Here is a 23,808-nt window from a genome sequence, read left to right as displayed (position 1 = left end):
GCTTGCTCAATGGCAAGGCTTGGCCTTACCAGCTTGCTCAATGACATGGCTGGGGCCTGACCAGCTTGCTCAATGACATTGCTGGGGCCTGATCAGCTTGCTCAATGACATGGCTGGGGCCTGACCAGCTTGCTCAATGACATGGCTGGGGCCTGACCAGCTTGCTCAATGGCATGGCTGGGGCCTGATCAGCTTGCTCAATGACATGGCTGGGGCCTGACCAGCTTGCGCCGTTGCCTTGCTGGCCCATGGCCTGCCTGATACAGGGGCCTTATTTTGGCTTTGCCAGCCACGGGGCCGCCAGTTTCCAGAATAGAGGGATTATTTGCTCTTCCTGGTCTTTTCAGGAGCTTCTGGTTGGCAGAAGAAAGTTACCAGCTCGGGGCGCATCTGTCCTGAAACTACAGGGCAGCGCAGCAGAGCATAAAAATTGCCAGGAGCATCTGCACTGGTCTTCCACTTGTCCATGTAATCGCAAAGCAATTTTGATGAGCTGTTGACCTCCCTCAGGAGAACGTCCATCTTATGGCCGTTTTCATCCTTGAATATGGCACGGACATGCTCTGGATCGCTCTTATCAATATCCAGGCACTTGCCCACATGTACCAGATGAATGTTGTCTGTTCTGCCCTTTACTGAAAAGTACTCAGATGAACTGCGCAGTGAGCTGCGTCTTAATGCCTCATAATCACGCCATGCTATCAGATCGTAGAGCTCCCGGTGAGCAACATCATTCTCTTCGCTACTGCCTTTGCTTTCGTTTTCTTCTTCATCTTTAGAGATATCAACAATAAAGTCAAAATCAGTCCATGATTCTTTGGAGTTTTTGATCTTGCCATCACAAACCCATACTCCGCAAAAGCACAGTACTTCGCCGGCTGCTGCTGAAAGAGAATAGCTGCTATAATCGGTGCTGAACAGCGTCTGAGGAGGCCTGAATCCGTCATTAATAACTGAATAGATAGCCAGAAAACGCCGTCCGATAAAGTCGTAGAAGTAATAAGCAATTGATTCACAGTTGCCGCTGGTTGGCGTTGAGGTATCGACCCTGTTATAGCCACAGCCCACTACCGGCATGGTCTGTACATAGTATGAATGACCGCTGTTAATACCGTAAAGAGATATCAGAGCCTCACGGCTGTCATTCTTTCTGATGGCCTCCACTGTATTTACGATGCGGCACAGCAGATTGAAAATGGCCTCCACACTGGCAGAAGCACTGTCATCCATGAAACGCTTGAGCATGTTGAGCAGGACAGACAGGGAGTTATGAAGAAACTCAATACGGCAGCTGCCTGCCTCAACAATCAGGGCCTTGACCTTTTCACACATGTCGAGATTGAGGTTATTCAGGCCCTGAGAAAAAATCAGACTTACCGTTGCCAGCACCTCATCAAAGAAAGGCTGAAATTTCTCACGGGATGTGAACAGAGCATCTACTTCATCCTCACACTCCAGACGGTCAAGTATCAAAAGAGCCAGCATGCCTGCATGAAGGAGCTCATATTCCTCTCTGTTGTCTGCCTGCTCGTCAAGGAGCTTGCAGCTGCTGTTGCGACTGAAGCTCAGGCTGCAGGCACAGTCAGGCATATTGCAATAAAGAATGTCTTTGTTCTGGTCCCAGGTAAAGTAGCTGTGATTGTCACATATTGCCATCAGTCTGCGATCAAGCCACGCCTTTGGGGTAAGCCCCTCTTTGAGCATCTCCGAGGTAAGTCTGTCCAGACCGCCATAGTGCCCCTCAAGAATAAGCTCACGCACTTTCTGAGCACTCAGAGGAGCGCTGGATGTGTCATATGGCATGTAGTCGCGCTCACTGAGGGTGAAAAAGCGCCCCAGCACCTCCAGCTGCGCACTGTTCCAGGAGCATGACTGATGACTCTGGATTTCCTGCTGAGCTTGCTGCTGACGGCGCTTTGCAGTCAGATCGGCAATAGCTGAAACTGTCTGATTGATTTTATCCAGGGCCAGATCAGTGGATGACTCTTGCCTCTGACCACCCTCTGGCTGCTCGATCTGCGACATATTGTTCTCCTGTTTACCGGCACTCCTGTCCGGTGAGCCGTAATCTTTGATTTGCCTGTGCAGCTGTCGCTACATGCAACACTGGTAATCCTGCGACCATGCCTTGCATGCAGCTGTGCTCCTGGCATGGCTGTATGAATACAGTCATGCTTAAATGCATGCACCTGAGCATTTAATTCACTGCTTTATCCACTGGAGCACTCCCCAGCCACCTCATATGCAGCAGCCGTCTGCAGACATGTGCTGCTGCAGGACATGCTCACAAAGTCTTATAGCTGCTCTAGCATGCTTCTCATCTGATCATTGTTGCCCGGTGCTTCCTGCAACGGCACGTCAAGCGATGACAGAGCAAACTGAATATGAGATATGGCTATGGTTACAGCCAGAGCTGTCTGGGGATTAACAGTACGCAAATAGTCACTGCAGGCCGTATAAAGCCTGCCCAGGAGCATTCCAATAGACTTGAAACCAATCTTCTCGGCTGTCTCCCTGAGGCTGTCGAGCTCAACCAGAGTGGTATCTTCAATGATGCTGTAGCCCAGCATCAGATACTCCTGAACGGTTTCGTTAACTCGTGCCAGAAAAAGAGCATTAACATTACTCATCGAAATTCAACGCAGAACCTGTTCCTTAGTACAGGCAGGCGCTGTCCTCCTTTCATGTCAGGTTAAAAAATGGCGTCAGCATACAATGCAGTCCCGGCATGCCACGGCTGCAGCAGCTAAGGCCTGCGCATAATGCAGAGGCCTGGCTGTGCACCTTACTGCATAATGCAGATGCCTGCTGCGCACGGCCTGCATAGTGCAGAGGCCTGCTGTGCTCATAGTCTTTGCAGCGCATGCTGTGCAGTCCTACAGCTGTGGTGCGGCAGTCTGCCTGCGGTGCAGCTCAGCAGTCAGGGCGGTCAGCCGCGCACCATGGTCGATACGTACTCGACAAGGCGATCCGGACTGAGCACAGCCACGTTGGCACCAACTGAAGAGAGCCTGGCGGCCGTTTCTTTGTCATACGAAGGAGCACTGTCTCCCAGAGCAGGCAGAATCAGATAACGTACACCACTTTCAATATGGTCCTTGATCATCTTGATCATGCGTGCAGGCTCAAAATCATAGAGATCTGAAATCAATACCACAATGGTACGTTCTGGCTGAGCAAACTTCGGCTCAATATAGGAAAGTGCCTTGCAGGTCTCAGTACCACCTGAAAGCTGTGACTTGAACAGCAGCTCTACCACATTGTCCAGATACTCACTGTAGTCCACCACATCACTTGAATAGATCACCATAGAGGTATTCAGACAGCCCAGCTGAGCAAATACCGAGGCTACAATGGCACTGTAGGCATAGGAATCCATCATGGATCCGCTCTGGTCAACTACAACAAAAAGGTCGTGAACCACGTTTTTGATACTGCGTGGTGTGAAGTACAGCTGACGGGGCACTATGCACTGATACTCAGGCAGGTAATACTTCATATTTGCTTTTATAATGCGCCTGATATCAAGATTTCTGAAAGTGCGAACCGGTGTGGAACTCAGGTCACGATGACCGTAAAAGGCACGCTGAGCCTCGAGTTTAAAATGCTTACGCAGCTCCTTTACTATGCGCTCTACCATGGCCTCTGCATTAGCCAGAGCCTTGCCATTGAGAGAGTTCTTCAGTGAGAGAATGGAAGAGAGCAGATCCATATTGGGCTCAAGCTGAGCCACAAAATCATCATCCTGAAGCAAAGCAGCGATGCGGCCATGAGCCATGGCATCCTTCTGCACAATCTCATAAATGCCCGAAGGAAAGAGCTTTTTGGAGGTGTTAAGCCAGTTGGTAGCGGTCAGTGAAACATCCTCATTTCCGCCCTGACTTTTTTCACCGCTATGCTCATCAAGCTCGTTTTCGTAAACATACTCAAGGCACTTGTCGAGATCTCCAAGAGTGTAGCGACGATTACTGCCAGGCTCCTGAAAAAATTCCTGATCGGATGACAGAGGCATATCTCCCTCAGCACTGCTGCCAAGGATCAGGCGCCACTTATCCTTAATATCGATTTCTACGTCCAAAATCCTTTACCCCGAAAAAGTCTTAATCACCAGCTCACGTCGTGCTCACCACAAAGCGCACCTGCACAACAGAGCATGTGCAGCATCTGCAGGCTGCCCTGCTGAATGCAGCAGGCCGTAACAGCAGGCCTCCGTTACTCCTGCCTGGTACAGGCTGGAGCAACATGAAGCAGGCAGCCTGGTACAGGCTGGGGCAACATGAAGCAGGCAGCCTGGTGCATGCCGGGGAGGCATACAGCAGGTGGCCTGGTGCATGCCGGGCCTGCCATGGCAGTGAGCAAAGCTTACTGCCATGTGTCTGATGCGGTGAGCTGATTGTCGTGATTTGAGTTATCCGGCTCAGAGTGGTTCATCATCAAGCAGGATATCGTCATCAGCGCTGCTGCGCTGAGAGTCATCATGGCTCTGCGGTGCTGCTGCTGCCGGATTCAGGATATTTACCGGCTTTCGTCCGGTCAGATCCTCAACCAGTCCTGGAGTTGCCAGGGTATTGGAGGAATGCTGATCAATCATGCCCCAATCCGGCATATCAAGCCACCTGCTCATCTGCTGGTACATGATTCTGTCAGCTTCCATATTGGCAACATAGTCTTCAGGTGAAACCTCAAACTCTACCTGCTCAATGGACAGGCCATGAATCTTGCGCAGCAGTTTGAGCACCTTGAAGACTTCAACCTTGCTGAAATCAGCAAAGCAGCGCTTGAGCATGATCAGGACCTTCAAGAACTCCTCACCACGAAGAGACTCAATGTAGGCATTGAGCAGCTTCATGATGCCGTTGCGGTAGAAAATACCGGCACGGGAGATCTTGATAATGCCGTAGAAAAAGCCTATGCAGTCATTGTTGCTGAGAATTGAGCCATAAACGAACTGATCGACATGGCGCTCAAACTCTTCATAGGAGATTTCCTTGTTCTTAAACAGCAGGGAAAGATAGCATCCCTGAAGAGTTGAACCGACAGCATCATCTTTGATGAGCTCACGCAGCTGGGTACAGTAGGCCTCTTTATGACTGTCATACTTTCCAAAGTAGTAGTTGATGCACTGGATGTTATCAACGAAGTCATCGACTTCATCATCTGTAACATCATTGAGCTGAGACAGAATACGCAGAGCCTGATCAAGCACCAGACTGTTGAGCTGATCGACTGTTGTCTGACTGTGTTCTTCTACCTTGGCAATAAAGGAATAAGAGCTGAGGATATTAAGAGCCTCGGCCACCTCACCAAGCTCCTTTTCGCTGGAAATGGCATTTCTGATAAGGCCGGCAAGTTTACGAAGGATCTCGTCAATGCCCATGTCGACGCACTGACTGAACAGAGTACACAGCTCTGAAAGACTGTCCCTGCTGCTCTCAAGGCGCATACGTACCAGCTTGCGACAGGCAGTGCCCATATCCTCGCCATGCTCAGCGGCCCTGATAATGGCCATAATGGTACTGTCACGGAAACAGTAGTTGTATGTCTCTCGACGTCGTACTGTATTGCCTGTGGTTTCCTGGCTCAGTTTTGTAAAACTGTCAGGATCGATGAATGCTGCCTGAGCAAAGAACTGGCCTTTAAGGATGTTCTTTTCATCCTTGAAGATGTCGATGGTGGCATTGCTTACCGTGTCGATTTCGGTCTTCATGCCAAACTTGCGGGCTTTTAACACGAAGTCACGCCACAGCGGAGGCACATTGACATTTAGCGGGACCGATCCTGAAGGCAGAGAGGTCAGAGCTTTCTGCAGGTTAAGCAGCATGTAATGAGACTCACCCAGCTCCTCTTTAATGCAGGTGCTCTTGACAGCATCGATAAGCTCAAACACTGATGGAGCGAGCTTGTCACGTATAGCACAAAGGCCTTTGAGCATGACATTGCAGTCAATCTGCACAGCTGTAGCCAGTCTGCGGCCACGATAGTCGCGCAGCTGGCGGCTGAAATAGAAGCATGCAGCTTCTGCAGCGGCAATGAGCTGCTCATGATCAGCACGGTAGCTTAACAGTGCAATGCGCTGCGACGGACTCAGCTCCACTGAAGTCTCTGCTGCAGCAGTCTGAGCAACATCTGCTGTCTCTGCCTGATTGTCAGCACTGTCTGATACAGCTCCATCACCCTTGCCCTCCATGGCATTTGCAGCCACAGCTCTGGCGGCCAGGGCGTTGAGCTCCTTAGGGTCCTTGATTTTGGCCTGCTCAGCTACTGATCCCAGTGACTTGATGAGATCAAGTACCTTATCAACAGGTCCTGACGGTGTCTGGTCGCTGCTGCTGTCCTTTTTCTTTTTTCGTCCGCCCTGCTCATCATCTGCCTCATCCTTACTGTCTTTTATCTTATAGACCTTGCAGGCGGCTCTGATGGCAGACAGAGGGTCATTCCAGTGCTCAAACTGACTGTGATCACAGGCTACAGCAACCCACTGCTGCTCGGACTGAGCATCAGCTGGATCGCAGTTACCTGACTGAGCATCAGCTGAATCGGAGCTACCTGACTCAGTATCTGCTGGATTAGAGTTACCTGACTGAGCATCAGCTGAATCGGAGCTACCTGACTCAGCATTAGCAGACTCTGAGTTGCCTGATTCAGCATGGGCAGACTTCCCGGCCACAGAAACAGAGGCATCTTCAGCGGCGCTGAGCGCAGCTGCAGCAAGATCCGAAGCCAGCTTAAGGCTCAGCGACGGGTTGAAAGACATTGAGTCTTTAATTGCTCTGTAAAGCACAAAGTAGAAAAACGGGAAGACCATGCCAGCTCCATAGGAGTCCTGGGCATCAGCTCTACGCCATGAAAATGGAATGATAAAGCTGTTGTTTTTGATCTTTCCAAATTTGACCGGCTTGTCTTTGGCTTTCTTATAGTAGAGGTAGTCACAAAGCGCTACAGAATGGGAACCGCCGGTAAGTACCAGCACACGGCTGTACTTTTTGGAGGCAGCAGTAATCTGCTTGAGCATGAAGAGCTCACGCTGCACATTTGCCAGTCCCTCACGATCTCCAGATCCTTTACGCGTTACATAACAGTATATATAGAGATCACGCAGATAGGTCAGAGTATCAACACCAAGGGCATTAATCTCAAAGCAGCGATCCCAGAACTCTTCAAAGCTCAGAGAACCACTGTTTTCTGTTATGCACTCGATGATTTCGCCAAATGAGGAATCGGATTTGAGATGCTTTACCGCCTCCATCTGCAGAGCCTTGCGCTGCTCATCTGCAGCAGCTGCTGCGGTGTCAGCCCCATCTTCGCTGTCGACCTTCAGGCCATCATCACTGCTGTCTGAGGACTGAGCGCCCAGGGCATTGAGCAGAATCTGGCCTTCAGCCATGGCATGCTGCTCCATAAGAGCAGCCAGCTCATTTTGAGCCTGCGCCTTCTCAAGTTCATCAAGATAGTCAGTCTCGCAGCTGCTCAGATCAATGCAGCTGAAGTCGATATTGCGGTTTACCGCCTCTCTTATGGCCACATATTCAGGTGACTGCTCGAGCATTGGGTAGAGGTGATTAAAAGGCACTTCAACCGTTTGCTCAACAAGTTCTGAATCCGGATCATCTTCATTTTCAGGAACAAGCTTATTAACCTTTGTTGTTCCATAGCTGAAAAAGGCAACAGGAGGCACCACGCCCGGGGCTATCAGATCACGGCAGATTTCCTGATAGGCATAAGGCATTTCCACAGCAATGTGATCTGGCTGGTAGGCGTCGATAATACGCGGCAGATGCAGAGCCATGGCCGGGGAGTGATGGCGCATTGGAACGAGCAGCACCTTGGACTCAAAATCCAGAGCCTTCTTCCAGTGCTCTTTGATAACCTCAGGGTCAAGTACATCAGCCTCTTTGCTGCCTTTTTTGCCCTTTGCTTTAGATGAGGTCTTTGAACCTGTCTTTGATCCGCTCCTGCTTTTGGCTTTTGCCCTGGGCTTGTCAGCACCAGCTGCCGCATCAGCTGCCGCTGACGCATCAGTTGCTGCAGCTGCAGCTGCTGCGTCAACTGCAGTCGCTGCGGTGGCTGCGGTGGCATCAGCAGTGACCGCTTCAGTGCTGGCTTGAGCCTGGCTGTCACTGGATATGTGAGCTTTACTCATTGCAGTTCACCCCTCAATCAGCACTTGGCTACCTGCTTTGCAAACTCCTGATAAAGTTCGTCATTGCTCTTCTCCTCTGACTTGGCTATGACCTTGACATAGTTCTTCAGAGTCTTGAGGTCCTCTTCCTTATCCTTGATTACAGCTGACTTGATGTTGTTGACGAAAGTCTTCATGGAGATCTCGTCATCATGATAGTAATGGGCGTCAACAACGGTCTGCTGATAGACCTGAACAGCCTCAGCTGTAGACAGCACGGCATCAGGACGGTCAAACTTGCCTCCGCCTGAGGAAGTGCCGGTACGCAGATCACGGAAGGTTGAAGCCAGAATGCTGATGAAGCTGTCATCAAAAAGCTCAGGCTTCATGTCAGCGCAGAGTTTGGATGCCTGTGAACGGATAACTGACATTTCCATATCAATGGTCTTGATAGGCTGTACAGTCTCGAAGTTGAAGCGGCGCTTGAGAGCGCTGGACATCTCATTTACGCCCTTGTCGCGGGTATTGGCGGTGGCGATGATGTTAAAGCCACGCTGAGCCATGATGAAAGGCTGATCCTTAAGCTCAGGAATAGAGAGAATCTTGTCTGACAGTACAGAAATCAGAGAGTCCTGAATTTCCAGCGGAGCACGGGTGATTTCTTCAAAACGGGTGATGATACCCTCAGTCATGCCGGTGTAGAGCGGAGAAGGCACCAGAGCCTCAGGAACAGGGCCCTTGGCAATAAGCAGAGCATAGTTCCATGAGTACTTAATCATGTCCTCAGTCAGGCCAATACTGCCCTGAATGGTATTGCGGCTGTTTCCGCAAATACCGGCACTGAGCAGCTCACTTAAAAAGGACTTGGCTGTGCCAGGCTCGCCAATAAGCAGCAGAGGACGGGAGCTGGCCAGAGACACAATGCAGCGCTCTACCAGAGAGTCATTACCAAAGAACTTTTGTGAAATGGTTATGGAGCGTCCTTCATATTCAAGAGGTTTCTTCTGACCAAGAATAAAGGTACGCAGTGACTTTGGAGAGAGCCTCCAGCCTGCTGGCTTTTCACCCTTGTCATGAAAGGCCAGTGCCTCAAGCTCGTCCTTATACAGATCTTCCATACATGGTTTGAGAATGTCGCTCATATAAACTCAGCGCCCAGCTCCACTGCCTGCAGTCAGGCGAGGAAGCGCTGTCCTCCTTTCAGGTTGGGTTGAAAAAGTCGTTTGTCTTGACCAGCATCATTTCTTAATTCTGATACGGTCTGAAATACTCTGTCAGTACAGAGTGCTTTTTGTCAAAGCTCCCTGCAACAGATGCACAGCTGTCAGTATGTCCCGCCCTTTCCCATGTCATCAGCATAAGACGCAATCAGCAGCGCCTGCAGCGGCAGCGGCAGCGGCAGCGGCAGCGGCAGCGGCAGCGGCGCCATGTTCTGGAACGCTGAGGCCTGCGGCGGACTGCTGCAAAATGAGCAGCCACGTGTCCGGGCAGCCTGCTGGCCAGCTGGCCAGACTGCCATGTGGCCAGGCGAACATAAGGGCAAAATGATTACAGCACAGCCATTACATTGTAATTCCAAGCTAATTTAGCATTTAAGTTACGAAAGTTCAACTATATATTAAATTATTTTTTAATTTAATGGACAGTAAAGCTACTTACTGCAAACTCACTTTGTTATGCGACAGGAATCGAATTCTATAAACAGTGGCCAGAATAATGCCCCCAAAACACATTTATATAGTCTATCTATATAAGAATTTATTTAAACACTGAAGTCATGAAATTTTGATTAATGCTATTGAAGCTATGCCTGTAATTTCATGGCAAAAACCATCAATGTGATCTAAAGAACTACGACTTATGGCCTCCTTCAATGCTCTTTGAAAAAAATACAGATACAGTGACCGCTGGAAGTAACACTTGCTTTTCCAAACAGCGCTTGTTTACTGAAAATGCGCCCGGCTGATCGCTCAACAGGCCTGTCCCATCTTCCTCCCATGCCACGGCCGACGACGCCTCTTCTTCAAGTGCCATGACGTCATCGCAGGCAAGGAATTACCAGTTTTATGGCGCAATCTACAGAGGCGGCTGATACATCATCTTAAGATTGGACATAAATGAAAAAAGCCTCTGGACCATAACGCAGATTATGGTTCAGAGGCTTTTGTATTTTGTACTGACGGCCTAAATGAAGCCCGCTTCGGGCACATTCATGACTGGCCGGTATAGCAGATGCGGCTACGCCTGAGTGCATTGCATGGCAGCAGGCATGCCTGCTGGCATGGTAACAGCCATGCGTGCTGGCATGGGTGCTGGCATTGATGCCGGCGCGCCTGCATCAGTTAGGAACAATCTTTGATTTGGTGCCGCACAGGCGGTTTACGCGCTCTACCAGAGTGTTCAGGTCATTTCTGTTGTTGGATCGACCGCCAAAGACACGGAAGAGCTCACGGCCATTGGTATTGACCCTGACAGCATAGACAGGAATGCCGTCACCCTGAAGTATTTTGACCACCTTCATGGCATTATCTTTCTTGGAGAATACGCCAACCTGAATGACAAAGCGCTCGCCTGGACGGCTGCCAGCAATGATCTCTTCATCATTGGAGCCAGGACCAGGGGATGGCTTTGCGGGAGCTGGTGCAGGAGCTGGCTTAACTTCCTTCTTTGGAGGATTTCTGTCAGATACCAGAACCTCATGAGAATTGCCCTGTGGGCGCTGGCTCTGAGCTGTCTGAGCGTTCTGAGCCGGCTTTGACGGGGTCAGAATTTCAGTACCACCGGACTGAACAGCCTGACCTGACGGGGCGGCTGCAGGAGCACGATTGCTGGTAAGAATTTCACCTGAAGGACTGGTTTCAGGACGGGAAAACTCAAGCATTTCAACGCCATTGTCCTGACCTGCTGTAACCGGTCCGTCATTGAGGTCTGGAGCAGGATTCTTCTGCTCACCGGCAAGCTGCAGAGTACCGCGATCTGAGTTTACATTAAGTGCCAGGTTCAGATCGGCCTGGTCCTTGTAGGCAAGCTCACCTTTTTCATTGACTACGGCTCCATTGCCATTTACAGCAATGGCATCAGGAGTTCTCTTGGTGATCATATCCTTGGAAAGAATTAAAGGCAGTATGATCAAAATGGAAGAGGCTACTATGCCAAAGCCCACCAGGCGGTTTCTTAAGGTATTGCTGACAGCCATGAAAAACTCTGCTCCGTCTCTTGGCACTGGCCCATGGACTTAAAGGCCGGTGACTTGTGTTCTGCCGGCTGTAATCCTTTGAGTCAGGTGCCGGACTGAGCCCATTGTACACTGATTTTCATGGCCATTGGCTACCAAAGAACTAATGCACTGTTTACGGCTGAGCTGCCAGTAAGCAAGCATCAATTTACCGCCCCGCTATTGTCAGTACTGCATTTTTCTACCAGTGAAAGCCGCCCGGCTGACTGCTGACTGGTGCCTGATGACTGTCAGCTTAATGGCTCCTGCGGCTGACTGGCGTTAACTGCCTGCTGCCTTGCCTGTACCAGTGCCCGGAAACAAAACAGCCAGCAAAGCATAAGCTCGCCGGCCGTTTGAAATGTTCAATGCTGCTGAGGCATGAAAATCAGGTACATCAGTGATGATTCAACCGTATGATACAGACTTATGCTGCAACCAGGCTGGACATGATGCCAGGACAGACTGCTGGCCGACGCCTGATGGTTGCAGTCATGGTATGGCCTGCACACATGGTCCATTCCTGGTGTAGTCCTGGTATGGCCTGCACGTATGGCGCAGCCCTGGTGTAGACCGCACGTATGGTGCAGGTCTGGTGTAGTCCGCACGTATGGTGCAGCTCTGTTATGCCCTGCACGTATGGTGCAGCCGCAGGCTAGAGCACGTTCAGATGACGTGCTGCCTCGCTTACGGTGACAAAGGAGCCCAGAACCACAATGGTGTCGTCAGGTCCGGCATCGCTGCGGGCAGCATCAAGAGCTGATGCCGTGTCATCAAAGGTTCGTACAGTTACGCGCTCTTTATCGGTGTTGCTGTTGAGCCATTCACCAAGGCGCTCCTTGCTCTCACCGCGCTCGGTATGCAGGGTGGTTACATAGAAGGCATCAAAGCTGTCCTTGAGCACATTAAGCACGCCCTCAACATCCTTGTCCTTGAGCATGCCTGCTACCGCGATACGACGTCCACAGGTACCGGCATAGGAATCAAGATTGCGACACAGGTGCTCAGCAGCTGGAACGTTATGGGCGACATCCAGATAAACAGCAGGCTGCGATGCAACTTTCTGCATACGTCCTGGCAGAGATACCGTAGCCACGGCACGCTCGATAGCACTGAGATTGTCGTAGTCGTTCTTGAAGCCCAGGGAGTCATTGAGCTTGAATATGACATTGAGTGCCAGACCTGCGCAGCTGAGTGGGACCTTAGGATATGGGAAGTACAGCGCAAAGCTTACAGTTCTGTCCTGGTAACAGATATCGTATTTGAGCTCATCTGGAACTCTGCGTCCCTGCTTTTCAAGCTCAGCAACACGAGGGTCAGGCTCGGAACGTGGCACCAGGTCCACCTTGAAAGCAAAGTCCTCAGGCCAGTTACGGGCATCTCTGATTTTGGCTACGCGCAGTATTTCCTGACGTGCAGCCTCGTCCATATTGCGGCCAATTACCACCTCACCATAAGGCTTGATAATGCCGGCCTTTTCAAAGGCAATTTCCTTGCTGGTATTGCCCAGAATCTTCACATGATCCATGCCTATGGAGGTAATCACGGCAATATCATTGTAGAAGACATTAACGGCATCAAGGCGCCCGCCCAGACCAGTCTCCAGCACCAGCAGCTCACAGCCGCTGCGCATAAAGGCACGTACTGCAGCCAGAGTTACCAGCTCAAAATAACTTAGCAGTACCACAGCATCCTTAAAAGGACGTTTTTTGGCCATCAGCTCTGGCGCACCGTCCTCCTGGGCTCTGGTAGCGTGATTGAGCTCAGCAATAGCCATGAGACGCTCATCGTCGCTCATTGAGCTGTCTTCCTCAAAGTCATCAGAGTTGAACTCGGTGCTGAACTTTTCAGGATCAGGAACAATTACGCCTTGCAGGTCACAGTCAGGATACTGGGCTGCAACCACCTCGGAAAGACAGAGCGATAACAGACTGTTGTCGATATTTTTACCATTGATCTGCATGCGCTCATTAAAGGAAATGAGATGCGGTGAGGTAAAAAGACCTACGTTTACTCCCTGATTACTCATGGCCTGAGCAATCAGAGCACAGGTAGAGCCCTTACCATTGGTTCCGGCAACGGTAACGATATAGGTTCCGTTATTTACCAGATCCTCAAACATGTGCAGACGGAAGGCTACTTCCCTGATACGGTCAAGGCCCAGGGTCATGTGGTTGGGATTGATGGCGTTAAGATACTGCTCCCAGCTCTCCACAGTCCAGTTACGACCCTCATCACGGGCTCTGGCCAGCTCAGCCATCAGTGCGCTGTCATCGCGCTCAACGGCATCTCCGCCAATGGTCTCAGTTACGCTCATAATCAAACCTCAAATTGATCTTAATGGCCGTATTACCTTTCAGGCATACTCCTGCCAGTCTCAGCCATCGCTCTTTCAGCCCTGTAAGAACACAACGGTCAAAAGCACATCATACCTAAATCAGGTTAATGAATCTGCAGCTGCATGTTAAGTACATCTTATTATCACATTAAGCCTGTATAAGCCCCCGGCAGAGCCTGCAGCACCCAGCCCGGCAGTCACCATACCTGCCACTCATGCAGTCGCCCCTGCTGTTCTTACGCCCTGCAGCATGTGTTACAGCGGCGGCGTCAGCTGGGGCTGAGGCATTTTGCTGCGGCTGCTGCAGCGGAAGCTGGGGCTGAGGCATTTTGCTGTGGCACCTGCAGGTGCGGCATATTGCAGATGTCAGCCAGAATTGCAGGCCTGCATCAGGGTTATGCAGCAGCAAATCATGCTGTTAAAGTCCTGATGGAAAAAAAGGAGCCGCCTGTCAGGGCGACTCCTTTTTTTGTCTGGAGCTCCTCAAATGTGAGGCAGCTCCTTTGTTTGTGCTGCAGTACGGGATTTTCAGTACTTCAGTCAGAAAAAAGTGAATTATTTCTTGAAGCCGATACGACGGGATGAGCCTTTAGCCTGCTTGCCGTCCTGCTTTTCCTCTTCGGCAGCGGCAATGGCCTGAGCGGCCTCTTCACCGGCACGGGTTTCTTCCTCGCTGCGGGCGCGGCGACGGCGGCTGGTGGTCTTAACCTCGTCGGCATTGAGTTCGACAGGCAGTGCTGCACCACTCTCCTGGGCTGCAGAACCGGCCTTGCTGTAGCCTGAACCTGCGTTCTCATAACCCATCATCTTGGAAATGAGCTCGGCAATCTCGTCACGCATATTGTGACGGGCAACGATCATGTCAATAGCGCCTTTTTCAAGCAGAAATTCAGCATGCTGGAAGCCCTCAGGGAGCTTTTCGCGTACGGTCTGCTCAATAACACGAGGACCGGCAAAGCCAATCAGGGCATTAGGCTCGGCAATATTAACGTCACCAAGCATGGCCAGGGATGCAGACACACCGCCCATGGTAGGGTCAGACATAACGCTGATAAAAGGCAGGTGGGCGTCAGACATCTTGGCAAGTACAGCTGAGGTCTTTGCCATCTGCATCAGGGAGAGCAGAGACTCCTGCATACGTGCACCACCTGATGTGGAGAAACATACCAGGGCACGGCCTTCTTTGAGACACTCCTGGGCAGCCAGACAGAAACGGGCACCTACTACAGAACCCATGGAACCTGCCATGAATCCGAACTCAAAGGCACAGGCAACTACTGGAATACCCTTGAGAGTGCCCTTGAGCACTACCAGAGCGTCCTTTTCACCAGTGCTCTTCTGAGCGCTGGTATAACGGTCCTTATAACGTTTGAGGTCCTTAAAGCGCAGAGCATCCTTAGGCTCAAAATCGGCACCCAGCTCTTCACGGCGGTCAGCATCAAGGAAAGATTCAAGGCGTTTGCGGGCCTTAAGACGCATATGATGGCCACACTTTGGGCACACATTGAGATTGCGCTCTAACTCAGAACGGTATAAGACCTGCTCGCAGGACTCACACTTGGTCCATACGCCTTCTGGGATTTCATGCTTGCTGTTTTCACTCTTGGTAAACTTCTTAGCAATATCATCAATCCAGCTCATAAAAATGCACCCTCAGTTATTGGACACGTCCCAGTCATCAGCGTAGCGCAGGGCATGGCTCCCATCTCTCGTGCAGGGCCATACATAAGCTGCAGATACCAGCATATCGGGCATGAAGCATGGAGCACTTACTGGCATGCTCAGGCATGCCCGTGCAAGACAGTTAAAGCATATGACAGAACATCTTCTGTCTATCCCCGGAAAGCTGTCCGCCCGGCCTCAGGACCTGACGAGGTCTCTACACAGCGCATGGGCAGGTGATGAATCTGATGTTCAGACTGACTGAATGTATGCTGAACAATCCCCATAAAACACGGTTCGGTCCAGCACAGCGACCTGTAATTATAATACAAAGTTAACCAAATCTCACCAGCATCGCATCAAAGCCCGTATATATGGGCTTTAAGACGAAAAATTCATTATCTATGCACTCATTCCCCAGGCACATTCCAGCCCTCAGCCAAACGCGTAACCCCCTGCTGTCGGCTGCACAGTCCCCTCCATATCGCATTCAAAAACTCCCCTTAATCAATCACAGCTGTCCTCGCACTTGAGAAAATCCCAGGCCACTGCTCCTGGCCACGCCTGATGGCCACAGCCATGAGTCAGTGCATGAAAAAAGACTCAGATGGAGCAGGCATGGCCGTATGGTCATAGTAACGCCACCAAATGCGGTCAGGCACGAACTGATAACAAAGGGCCAGGGCCACGGTCACGAAAGAGCTGTCTTACTCTGCAAGGCGGCCCGAATCAGGAAGCATGGTCTTTCTCTGCAAGGCGGGCCCAAATCAGGAAGCATGGTCTTTCTCTGCAAGGCGTGCTCAAGTCAGGAAGCATGCTCTTTCTCTGCAAGGCGTGCTCAAGTCAGGAAGCATGGTCCTACTCTGCAAGGCGTGACAGATATGAAACTGTTGAGTCGGATTCAGAGCCAGCCGGAGCTGAGTGCTGCATGAAGACAGACAGGGCAATATGCCACACAACCTGGTTTGCTGACATAGTGTGAGTGCTGGCAAAGCGGGACCTACCTGGGGCCCAATGCCGCTACATGCAGGGCACAAACTAAAAAGGCGAATCCTCAGACCCGCCTTAATATAGATTAGTGAGTAGTTTGCAAAATCACTTGTGTGAGTTTTGCGCAACCAATTATATAGATTTTTTCCTGGACTTTTCCTAGCGCTCATACAGCGTCATGACAGCGATCACAGGCAGATGGTCTGAGACACTGGCCCAGTCGATGCCCATTTCCTTTCCTTTAGGGATGGTAAGGCTCTTAAGAGTCCAGCGCTGACCACGGGAGGTAAAGATATGGTCAAGGTCGGCCATAGGGTTGGCAGAAGGCCAGGTACGCATTCTGTAGCGGTCCTGAAGAGTTACCAGGTCCCAGTAACGTGACAGCTCGGCAATGTTGTCACTGTTGCCGGTATCGTTGAAATCGCCCATCAGGATTTTGACCTTGGTAGTCACATCTCTGATCTGCTTGAGAGAAACGTTGGCCACAGCAATATCATTGATGGTGGCAATCTGCTTTCTCTGCAGCACATGATCCTCTTTGTAATCCAGATGGGTATTGAGAATTACCACCGGGGTATCAAACTTCTCGTGGTTAATTTCAACAGCCAGAACTACACGATCCTCATCAACCCCAGGCTCCCCCTGAGGGAGATTGACTACCTCGTAACTGGTAATGGGATAACGGCTCAATACGGCAATACCGTATTTGCCGCCCTCAAAATCTATGGCTGGACCAAAGGCATACTGCAAACCAAGCTTCTCAGCTATGTATTTGGCCTGGTCAACGCCACCGGCACGAGCTGTTTTGTTATCCACCTCATTTAAGGCAATAACATCAGCATCAATGGCCTTAATGGCCATGGCAACACTGTTAAGAGAGGAAACACGGGCTGCAGCTATATTGTAGGATGCAACCTTGATAACCGGTCCTTTCTTATACTCCTTATTTGTAACCCCCTCACTTACGGGAGCTGGCACTTCTGCAGGAGTGTTGGCAGCTTCTGTACCGGCAGCCTGAACGCAGGCAGCCATCATAATTCCGGCAAGAGCACCTGCCAGAGCTGACAGCTTAAGCATTAGTACCCTCCATATCCTCAGATGCTCCTGACGCCTCATGGCTGTCATTTTGGGAGGAGAGATCATCGGTTGGAGTAACGCTTGCTGCTCTGACACTTACACCATAGGCAAACTCAGCCATGGCACGCTCGTAAATAGTACCCATTTTTCCAAAAACTCCTTGTCGACGGCAGTGGCAACTACAATCTGCCAGTAAAACCGCTCTGTGCGGGTATAAAAACTCCAGAATGCTTATGCTCATATCTGAAAACGGCCACGCAGCCTCACTCACGCAGCCCTGAGCGGCATTTGATCAAGACAATCCTCTGCATCTGCAAGGCACCACACAAATACTGTCAGCAGCCATGGATCCAGAGATGCAGACATCAAATTATCTTTTTGTTGAGAGAAATTCATCAACAAAGATCACATTATTTTCCTTATTTACGTTTTATTTACGCGCTTTTTGCAGCTGAGGCCACAATTGAGGTCCAACAGGGTGCAACTCCGCCAGATTCGCTCCCCAAGTGATCACGGATGTATACAGGCTGCAGTTTCTGCTCACTGATGGAACATTCCATGCCGGCTGGCCTGTACCAGGCCTTACATCAATACCTGGGGCCACAGTCATTTACCCCGCCTGTGGACAAGCCTTAGGAAACATTCCTTTTCTCGTCTATGTTCCTTCCTGACGCCCAGGCCATTGCCCCGTCTGTGCTCCTGCCAGATGCCCGCGCCATTGCCCCGTCTGTGGTCCTGCCCGACGACCGAGCCATTGCACCGTCTGTGCTCCTGCCAGATGCCCGTGCCATTGACCTGTCGTGGGCATGCCAGATGCCCGTGCCATTGAAGACCGGCTCATAGCCCGCCCGTGAGCCTTCCTGGCGCCTTACTTACATCTGACTGCTGCAGACGTGCCCATCCATGCCTGATGCCGCACATGCTGTCCAGCATGCTGCCTGTTCCCATGATTATGTCCCGGCTCAACATTCTCCCCAGTCTGCCCTGCGCATCCGCCCTGGGAAAAGCCTTATACAGGCCTTATACAGGCCTTATAAAGGCACCATGACATGACTGACTGACTGCAGGATACTTCCTGGCCGACCTTAAGGTCATGCCTTTTGATTCAGCCCTGTTCTCTGTCATTTAGTCTGTTCGTACATTTCTTGCCTGCCATGGCTTTGCCATTTGCAGTCAATGTTACTGCCATGGCATCTGTCACAAGGGATATGGCACATGGCGCATGTCATATGCTGCATATCATATGGCTCCCGACCTCAATGCTCTGAGCATTGAGCTGCTTTGCAGTGCCCTATCCCTGCAGTTATTCAGATATACCGATACAAACTGTGTAATAAAGTGCCCGCTGTGGATGCATAATGAGGGTACTTTTTTCGCCTCATGCGTGTTCATGGGCAGATAAAATCTGTCTGAGCGTGACGGAGCGCGCAATTATGTGTCTTTGAGGTATGGCCACAGGGTATGCTTAACCCTTATCATTATTTTTGACCATATGAATGCTTCAGCTACACTTTGAGACTGATAAATGTTCGGCCCGACTGATGAGCTGAACTGGCCATAACGGGTAACGTCGGGGCAGTGACGCCCTGAGTGAAATCCCCAGGTCTGCGATCATGAAGAGCGCCTTTATTGATTGCCCTCGAGGGACATTTTTCAGGTTGCTGAGCGTGCCGGTCATTGCCTGTATGGGCCATGCTTAACTGAGCTGCCTCTGTGCAGCTTATGCATCCTTGGTAATGCCCCTGAGATTTCTGCTTTGATCACATGGTATTGAGGCGCTCGGTAACAGGACAGCAGATTTGCTGTTGCCTGTTCCCCGCCCGTTTGACCTGCGGTCAGAATACCAGGGGATTTTGCTGCCGGGAAATACGGGGCATAGTGGTACCATAAGAGTCGTCCCGGGTATCTGATACCAGTGAGAATCATGCCCATGGTATCTCATCCCCGTGATAATCATGCCATTGGTATCTCATACCTGTGAGGCTTACGTCCTGGTATCTGATACTCATGGACTGATGCCTTGCCGGACAGCTGACCTTGCGGCTGTGACCATGGTTCAGTGCCATGATGGCTTTAGCTCACCGGCATGCTGACCAGGTTAACCGTACGTTATATGCCTTATCATGGCATGCACTGCATGGCTGCGGGTATGATGAGCATGGCTTCATGCATGATGGGCATGGCTGAGGGCATGACGCTCAGGCTGTGACTGGCCTTATGGCATGTGCTTTGGAATAAAGGACAATTATTAACACCTGGCGTCACCTGGCGCTTTGATGTGTTATAAGATGCATGGCAGCTCCATAAATGTGGAGATGCCAGTCATTTGATGATTAAAATATCACAGGCCTGACCTGCAGGCCTTAGATGTCATGGCCAGACTGAGCTTATGCGCAGCCTGACGACATCTCAATACCGAGGCAGTCTACTTTGCTTTTCCCCTCAGGGGATGTACTGCCGAATTGTTGTTTGACAGGAGGGTGCCAGTACATACAGTCTTAAAGCTGTATGGCTCTGGTGAGAATAATATGAGCTACGACCACGGTAACGTAAGTGAAGGTGCAGCTGCCCATGCCATGCTTGAGGTTCTGCCCTACAACCATGATGAGCACTATATGCAGCTTTTCAACATGTCTCTTGAACTCAAGAGCTATGGTGAGTATCTGGATGACAGTGATGAAGACATCCCTGATGAGCTGCTCGAAAAGGTCGATCAGACCGTAGTTGACTATCTTAAGGGAACTCACCTGCTGGTATGTTTTGCCCATGATGACAGCGGTCAGCGCCGTCTGGCCGGTCTGCTGTCAGCAAGTGTCACTCCTTATGAGGATATCAAAGCCAAAAAGGCCGCCTCTGTTGATCTGACCGCTCTGCAGATACAGCTTATCCGTCAGGCTTCCAGCGGCAATTCCGACAGCGGCGCCCAGAATGTCTCTACAGCCAGTCTGCTCGAGGCAGCCCTGGCCTCTGCAAGGTCAAGCTCACCGGATCCTCAAGGCGTCGACAGCTCTGACTCATCCTCAGCAGATGGCGATGGCAGCGCCGGGGGCTCATCTGGCCAAAAGACCCGTGACCCTGGCTGCTACCTGTACGTCAACCGCATTTATGTGCGCCCTGGCCACCGCCATCAGGGTGTAGCTACCAGCCTTATCCATTCAGCCATAGAGCTGGGTTCATCGCTGGAAAAGAAGTGTCATAACGTCATTATTGCCACTATTGCCTCATATCAGGCTGCCCTGAGTCTCTACCAGCACTGCGGCTTTGTCATTACCGATCAGTCTGGACTGCCATCCAATCTCAAAGCCAAACCAGGCAATATCTACTTAAACTACAGCCTTGATGCTCAGGAACAGCCGCAGTAACTGTGAGGCTGTAACTTAAGTTCCGGGCACCGGCTTCATTCAATGACTGAAAGTCAGTGACTGTGCGTCAGTGCCCGGCCCCAGGCTGTTCCGGAATCCCTGCGGTGCGACCTGCTCCAGTAAGCTGCACTGCACAGCGCTGTATGAGGTCACGGGAAAAAGACCGTACCAGATGGTGCAGCTTAATTTGCACCTGATTTTGACAAAGAGGCCAGACACTTTTGGGTGTCTGGCCTCTTTGCTTTTGTTCATAAAGAACAGGGCTGGATAAAATCACTTTGACTGCAAACAGCCATATATGGGCGCTGCCCCTGCCCGACTCTGCCCTTGCTCTTCCTGCAAGGCCCCGTTACGGGATGCTGACTGAGCATACAGCGGCGCATGCAGCTTAGCTTTATGTGCTGCTGGCGCCGGTCTGTGACTGGCTGCTGTCATCGACGTCGTCGTGGCTGCCTGCTGTATCAGGGAAAAGCGGTTCGTAACGGCGGAAATAGAGGTACAGTGCCAATGCTCCCACGGCTGCCAGAATGGCACCAAATATAGTGACCCAGCTCATGTGCATATTGAGCTCAAAAGGAATACCGCCTGCCCAGGCTCCAATGGCATTACCAAGGTTAAAAGCCGCCTGGACCAGAGAGGCTCCCAGCAGCAGGCCGCCAGGTGCAACTCTCAGGATAGAGACCTGCTCAGGTGAGGAAATGGCAAAGAGCATACCGGCAGCAACACAGGCCAGAATAATCAGTACCACAGGATTCTGACCAAAGGCGGCTATGCCCAGCAGTACAAAAATGGTAATGAACTGACAGACAAAGGCTACCTTGCCAGGTGTATAGCGATCGCACAGACGTCCTGATACCAGATTGGCAATGACCATTGATATACCCATGGCGGCCATGATGGCTGATACATACTGCAGTGGCAGACCGGCATAGTCGGTAATAAGAGGGCTTATGTAGGAGTGCATGCAGAAAATACCGGCATTGCCAAACATGGTAGCTGCCAGCACCAGCCATGGAGCCGGATGTCTTAAGAAGACAAACTGTCCCTTAAAGCCGGTATCCTCGATTTTGCCCACATCACGTACCCACATGATGGCGCTGACCAGCACAATAATGCCCCAGACAATGACCAGATAGAAAATAGTGCGCCAGGACAGACTGTGAGCCAGAGCTGTACCCAGAGGTACGCCGAAAATATTGGATACGGTCATGCCGGCCACCATGATGGACACGGCTGAGGTGCCCTTGCCCTTTGTTGCAAGGCGCTGGGCAATGATTGAGCCCACACCAAAATAGGCACCATGGGGCAGGCCGGCAATAAATCTTGCTCCGAGCATGGTCTCAAAGGAAGGAGCAAATGCCGTAAGCACATTACCCAGAATATGGACCACAATGAGCAGCAAAAGTATGCTCTTAAGACGCATGCGGCGCATGACAATAATACAGAAAGCACCTATGGCCACGCCTATGGCATAAGAAGAAATGGCATGACCGCTCTGAGCAATGGAGACATCAAAGTCTGCAGCCCAGTAAGGGAGAAGGCCCATGGCCACATACTCGGCAATTCCCAGTCCCAGGGTGCCAAAAGCAAGCGCAATTAAGCCACGAATCATAATAGTCACTGTCCTCAAGCAAAAGCTGAAGCAAAAAACACCACAGTCTGCCATCCCCGGCAGCACCTGGCGCAGCCAGGCATGGCAAGGACCTCTGGGAGAGCCCGCGCCGCCTGAGCTGCCCATGGGCTGAGTCCTGGCGGATCCCCGGGGCTGTTAAGGCCAGAATATCAAGGCAGCCTGTCAGGTGTAAGGCATGAAATCAAACGATCATTATGCCCAGAAAAACAGGGCTGCGAAATGTGCAGGTCAATTGAGTGTACAAAACGTTATTGCAGTGCGCCCAGTTATTTGATCATGCTCACAATATTCACTTGCATTGACAAATGCTCAGTCCCACCCGGAAAGCCACAGGAACTGGACCATAACCTCCTGGACAGGGCAGCCAGGCTCATGGCAAGGGCTGTCACTCCCATGGTAATACCAGCCACATCCTGAGCAAGCCAAAGTGGCTGCCTGTCCCGACAGGCCTGCCCGGCGGGGCCAGGGCATGCTGCCGCTACGGCAGGCCGGTTTGTTTACGGGCGACAGCAATGAGTGCCGGGCAGACAGCTGACCATGGGCTTACTTACGGAAATGCAAACACAGCCATGGCGTTTGCAGCCAGGGCCTGCATACACAGCCATGACGCCTGCAGCCTGGGCATGCAAACTCATCAATGGCGCTTGCAGCCTTGGCCTGTTTAACAGACAGCATGGTATGCACGACTTGCTGAGTACAGACATAGGGGCTATTATGTGCCTGTTTTTACAGGTACGTTTTACGCTTAATGATGGCGTACCCCTGAGGCAGCTTAGCTGTCGTAGTTGTTCACGAGATCACACCATGCAGAATTTTGCCGCAATCGACTTTGAGACGGCCAACAGCAAGCGCAGCAGTGTCTGCTCTGTTGGCGTTGTGATTTGCCGAAACGGGTCCATAGTAGAAGAAATCTACGAAATGATTCGTCCAGTACCGGACTATTTCAGTCAGGCATGCATCAATGTTCACGGTATCAGACCACGTGATGTTGCCGCTGCTGACCTTTTTCCTGCAGTATGGTCCCGCATTGAGCCCCGCATATCAGGCCTGCCGCTGGTAGCTCATAACCGTGCCTTTGACCGCAGCTGTCTGCAGAATGTGTTTGAGGCATATGACATGATCTATCCTGACTACGAGTTCCACTGCACCCTGCTTGCTGCCCGCCGTCTGCATCCTGAGCTGCCCAACCACCGTCTGAACACCCTGTCCAGAATCTACAATATTGATCTCCAGCACCATCAGGCCCTGTCTGATGCCCGCGCCTGTGCCAGTCTGGCGCTGCAAATCCTGTAGCTGAACTCAAGTCCAGCCCCGCTCATCTGACACATGTCAGCCAGCAGCTGCCCTGCCGGGCCGCATGCAGCCACAGCCGCTGCCCTGCAGGGCACGCATACAGCCACAGTACCAGCCAGT

General features: G+C 51.3%; 14 protein-coding genes and 1 pseudogene. 3 read left to right on the top strand and 12 right to left on the bottom strand.

The annotated features are described in order from the left end of the window. Nucleotides 1-321: 321 nt before the first annotated feature. The 11 genes and pseudogenes from MXE41_RS03185 to MXE41_RS03135 form a co-directional block, all read right to left on the bottom strand. The gene (locus tag MXE41_RS03185) at nt 322-2,025 is read right to left on the bottom strand and encodes a hypothetical protein (RefSeq protein WP_247099337.1); all 1,704 of its coding nucleotides are present in this window, start codon (nt 2,023-2,025) and stop codon (nt 322-324) included. A gap of 269 nt (nt 2,026-2,294) precedes the next feature. Continuing rightward, nucleotides 2,295-2,630, bottom strand: coding sequence for a hypothetical protein (locus MXE41_RS03180; RefSeq protein WP_246976387.1), 336 nt, complete (start codon nt 2,628-2,630; stop codon nt 2,295-2,297). Between the two features lie 299 nt (nt 2,631-2,929). Then, nucleotides 2,930-4,078 carry a VWA domain-containing protein gene (locus MXE41_RS03175; RefSeq protein WP_247099336.1) on the bottom strand — a complete coding sequence of 383 codons (1,149 nt, stop codon included), beginning with the start codon at nt 4,076-4,078 and terminating at the stop codon, nt 2,930-2,932. Nucleotides 4,079-4,417: 339 nt separating this feature from the next. Beyond that, the gene (locus MXE41_RS03170; RefSeq protein ID WP_247099335.1) at nt 4,418-8,140 is read right to left on the bottom strand and encodes a DUF5682 family protein; all 3,723 of its coding nucleotides are present in this window, start codon (nt 8,138-8,140) and stop codon (nt 4,418-4,420) included. 17 nt (nt 8,141-8,157) lie between these two features. Continuing rightward, nucleotides 8,158-9,261, bottom strand: a complete 1,104-nt coding sequence (locus MXE41_RS03165) for an AAA family ATPase (RefSeq protein WP_246976377.1) — start codon at nt 9,259-9,261, stop codon at nt 8,158-8,160. Nucleotides 9,262-9,970: 709 nt separating this feature from the next. Beyond that, nucleotides 9,971-10,153 carry a hypothetical protein gene (locus tag MXE41_RS03160; protein WP_247099334.1) on the bottom strand — a complete coding sequence of 61 codons (183 nt, stop codon included), beginning with the start codon at nt 10,151-10,153 and terminating at the stop codon, nt 9,971-9,973. A gap of 304 nt (nt 10,154-10,457) precedes the next feature. Further along, complete coding sequence (locus tag MXE41_RS03155) at nt 10,458-11,315, bottom strand: SPOR domain-containing protein (RefSeq protein ID WP_246976371.1); 858 nt, start codon at nt 11,313-11,315, stop codon at nt 10,458-10,460. 673 nt (nt 11,316-11,988) lie between these two features. Next, nucleotides 11,989-13,650 carry a cyanophycin synthetase gene (locus MXE41_RS03150; RefSeq protein WP_247099333.1) on the bottom strand — a complete coding sequence of 554 codons (1,662 nt, stop codon included), beginning with the start codon at nt 13,648-13,650 and terminating at the stop codon, nt 11,989-11,991. 822 nt (nt 13,651-14,472) lie between these two features. After that, nucleotides 14,473-15,312: pseudogene (gene accD / locus MXE41_RS03145) on the bottom strand (acetyl-CoA carboxylase, carboxyltransferase subunit beta); the annotation flags it as partial. Nucleotides 15,313-16,482: 1,170 nt separating this feature from the next. Then, the gene (locus MXE41_RS03140; protein WP_247099332.1) at nt 16,483-17,400 is read right to left on the bottom strand and encodes an endonuclease/exonuclease/phosphatase family protein; all 918 of its coding nucleotides are present in this window, start codon (nt 17,398-17,400) and stop codon (nt 16,483-16,485) included. Then, complete coding sequence (locus tag MXE41_RS03135) at nt 17,393-17,545, bottom strand: hypothetical protein (RefSeq protein WP_246976362.1); 153 nt, start codon at nt 17,543-17,545, stop codon at nt 17,393-17,395. Before MXE41_RS03135 ends, MXE41_RS03140 begins: the two co-directional genes overlap by 8 nt. Nucleotides 17,546-18,057: 512 nt before the next feature. On the opposite strand from MXE41_RS03135, the gene MXE41_RS03130 reads away from it, so the two are divergent. Next, nucleotides 18,058-18,243, top strand: coding sequence for a hypothetical protein (locus tag MXE41_RS03130; RefSeq protein WP_247099331.1), 186 nt, complete (start codon nt 18,058-18,060; stop codon nt 18,241-18,243). Nucleotides 18,244-19,928: 1,685 nt separating this feature from the next. After that, complete coding sequence (locus tag MXE41_RS03125) at nt 19,929-20,762, top strand: GNAT family N-acetyltransferase (protein ID WP_247099330.1); 834 nt, start codon at nt 19,929-19,931, stop codon at nt 20,760-20,762. A gap of 394 nt (nt 20,763-21,156) precedes the next feature. Here MXE41_RS03125 and MXE41_RS03120 read toward each other — a convergent pair whose 3' ends face one another. Next, on the bottom strand, nt 21,157-22,374 hold the full coding sequence (locus MXE41_RS03120; protein ID WP_246976353.1) for an MFS transporter: 1,218 nt from the start codon (nt 22,372-22,374) through the stop codon (nt 21,157-21,159). A gap of 825 nt (nt 22,375-23,199) precedes the next feature. Between MXE41_RS03120 and MXE41_RS03115 the strand changes: the two genes are divergently transcribed. Next, the gene (locus tag MXE41_RS03115) at nt 23,200-23,688 is read left to right on the top strand and encodes a 3'-5' exonuclease (protein WP_247099329.1); all 489 of its coding nucleotides are present in this window, start codon (nt 23,200-23,202) and stop codon (nt 23,686-23,688) included. The last annotated feature ends 120 nt before the right edge of the window (nt 23,689-23,808 follow it).

Origin of the sequence: Anaerobiospirillum sp. NML120449 (assembly GCF_023051105.1) — a bacterium.
Lineage (GTDB): Bacteria > Pseudomonadota > Gammaproteobacteria > Enterobacterales > Succinivibrionaceae > Anaerobiospirillum.
Note: the sequence above shows the minus strand (reverse complement) of the source record. Positions and strands in the feature narration are given on the sequence as shown.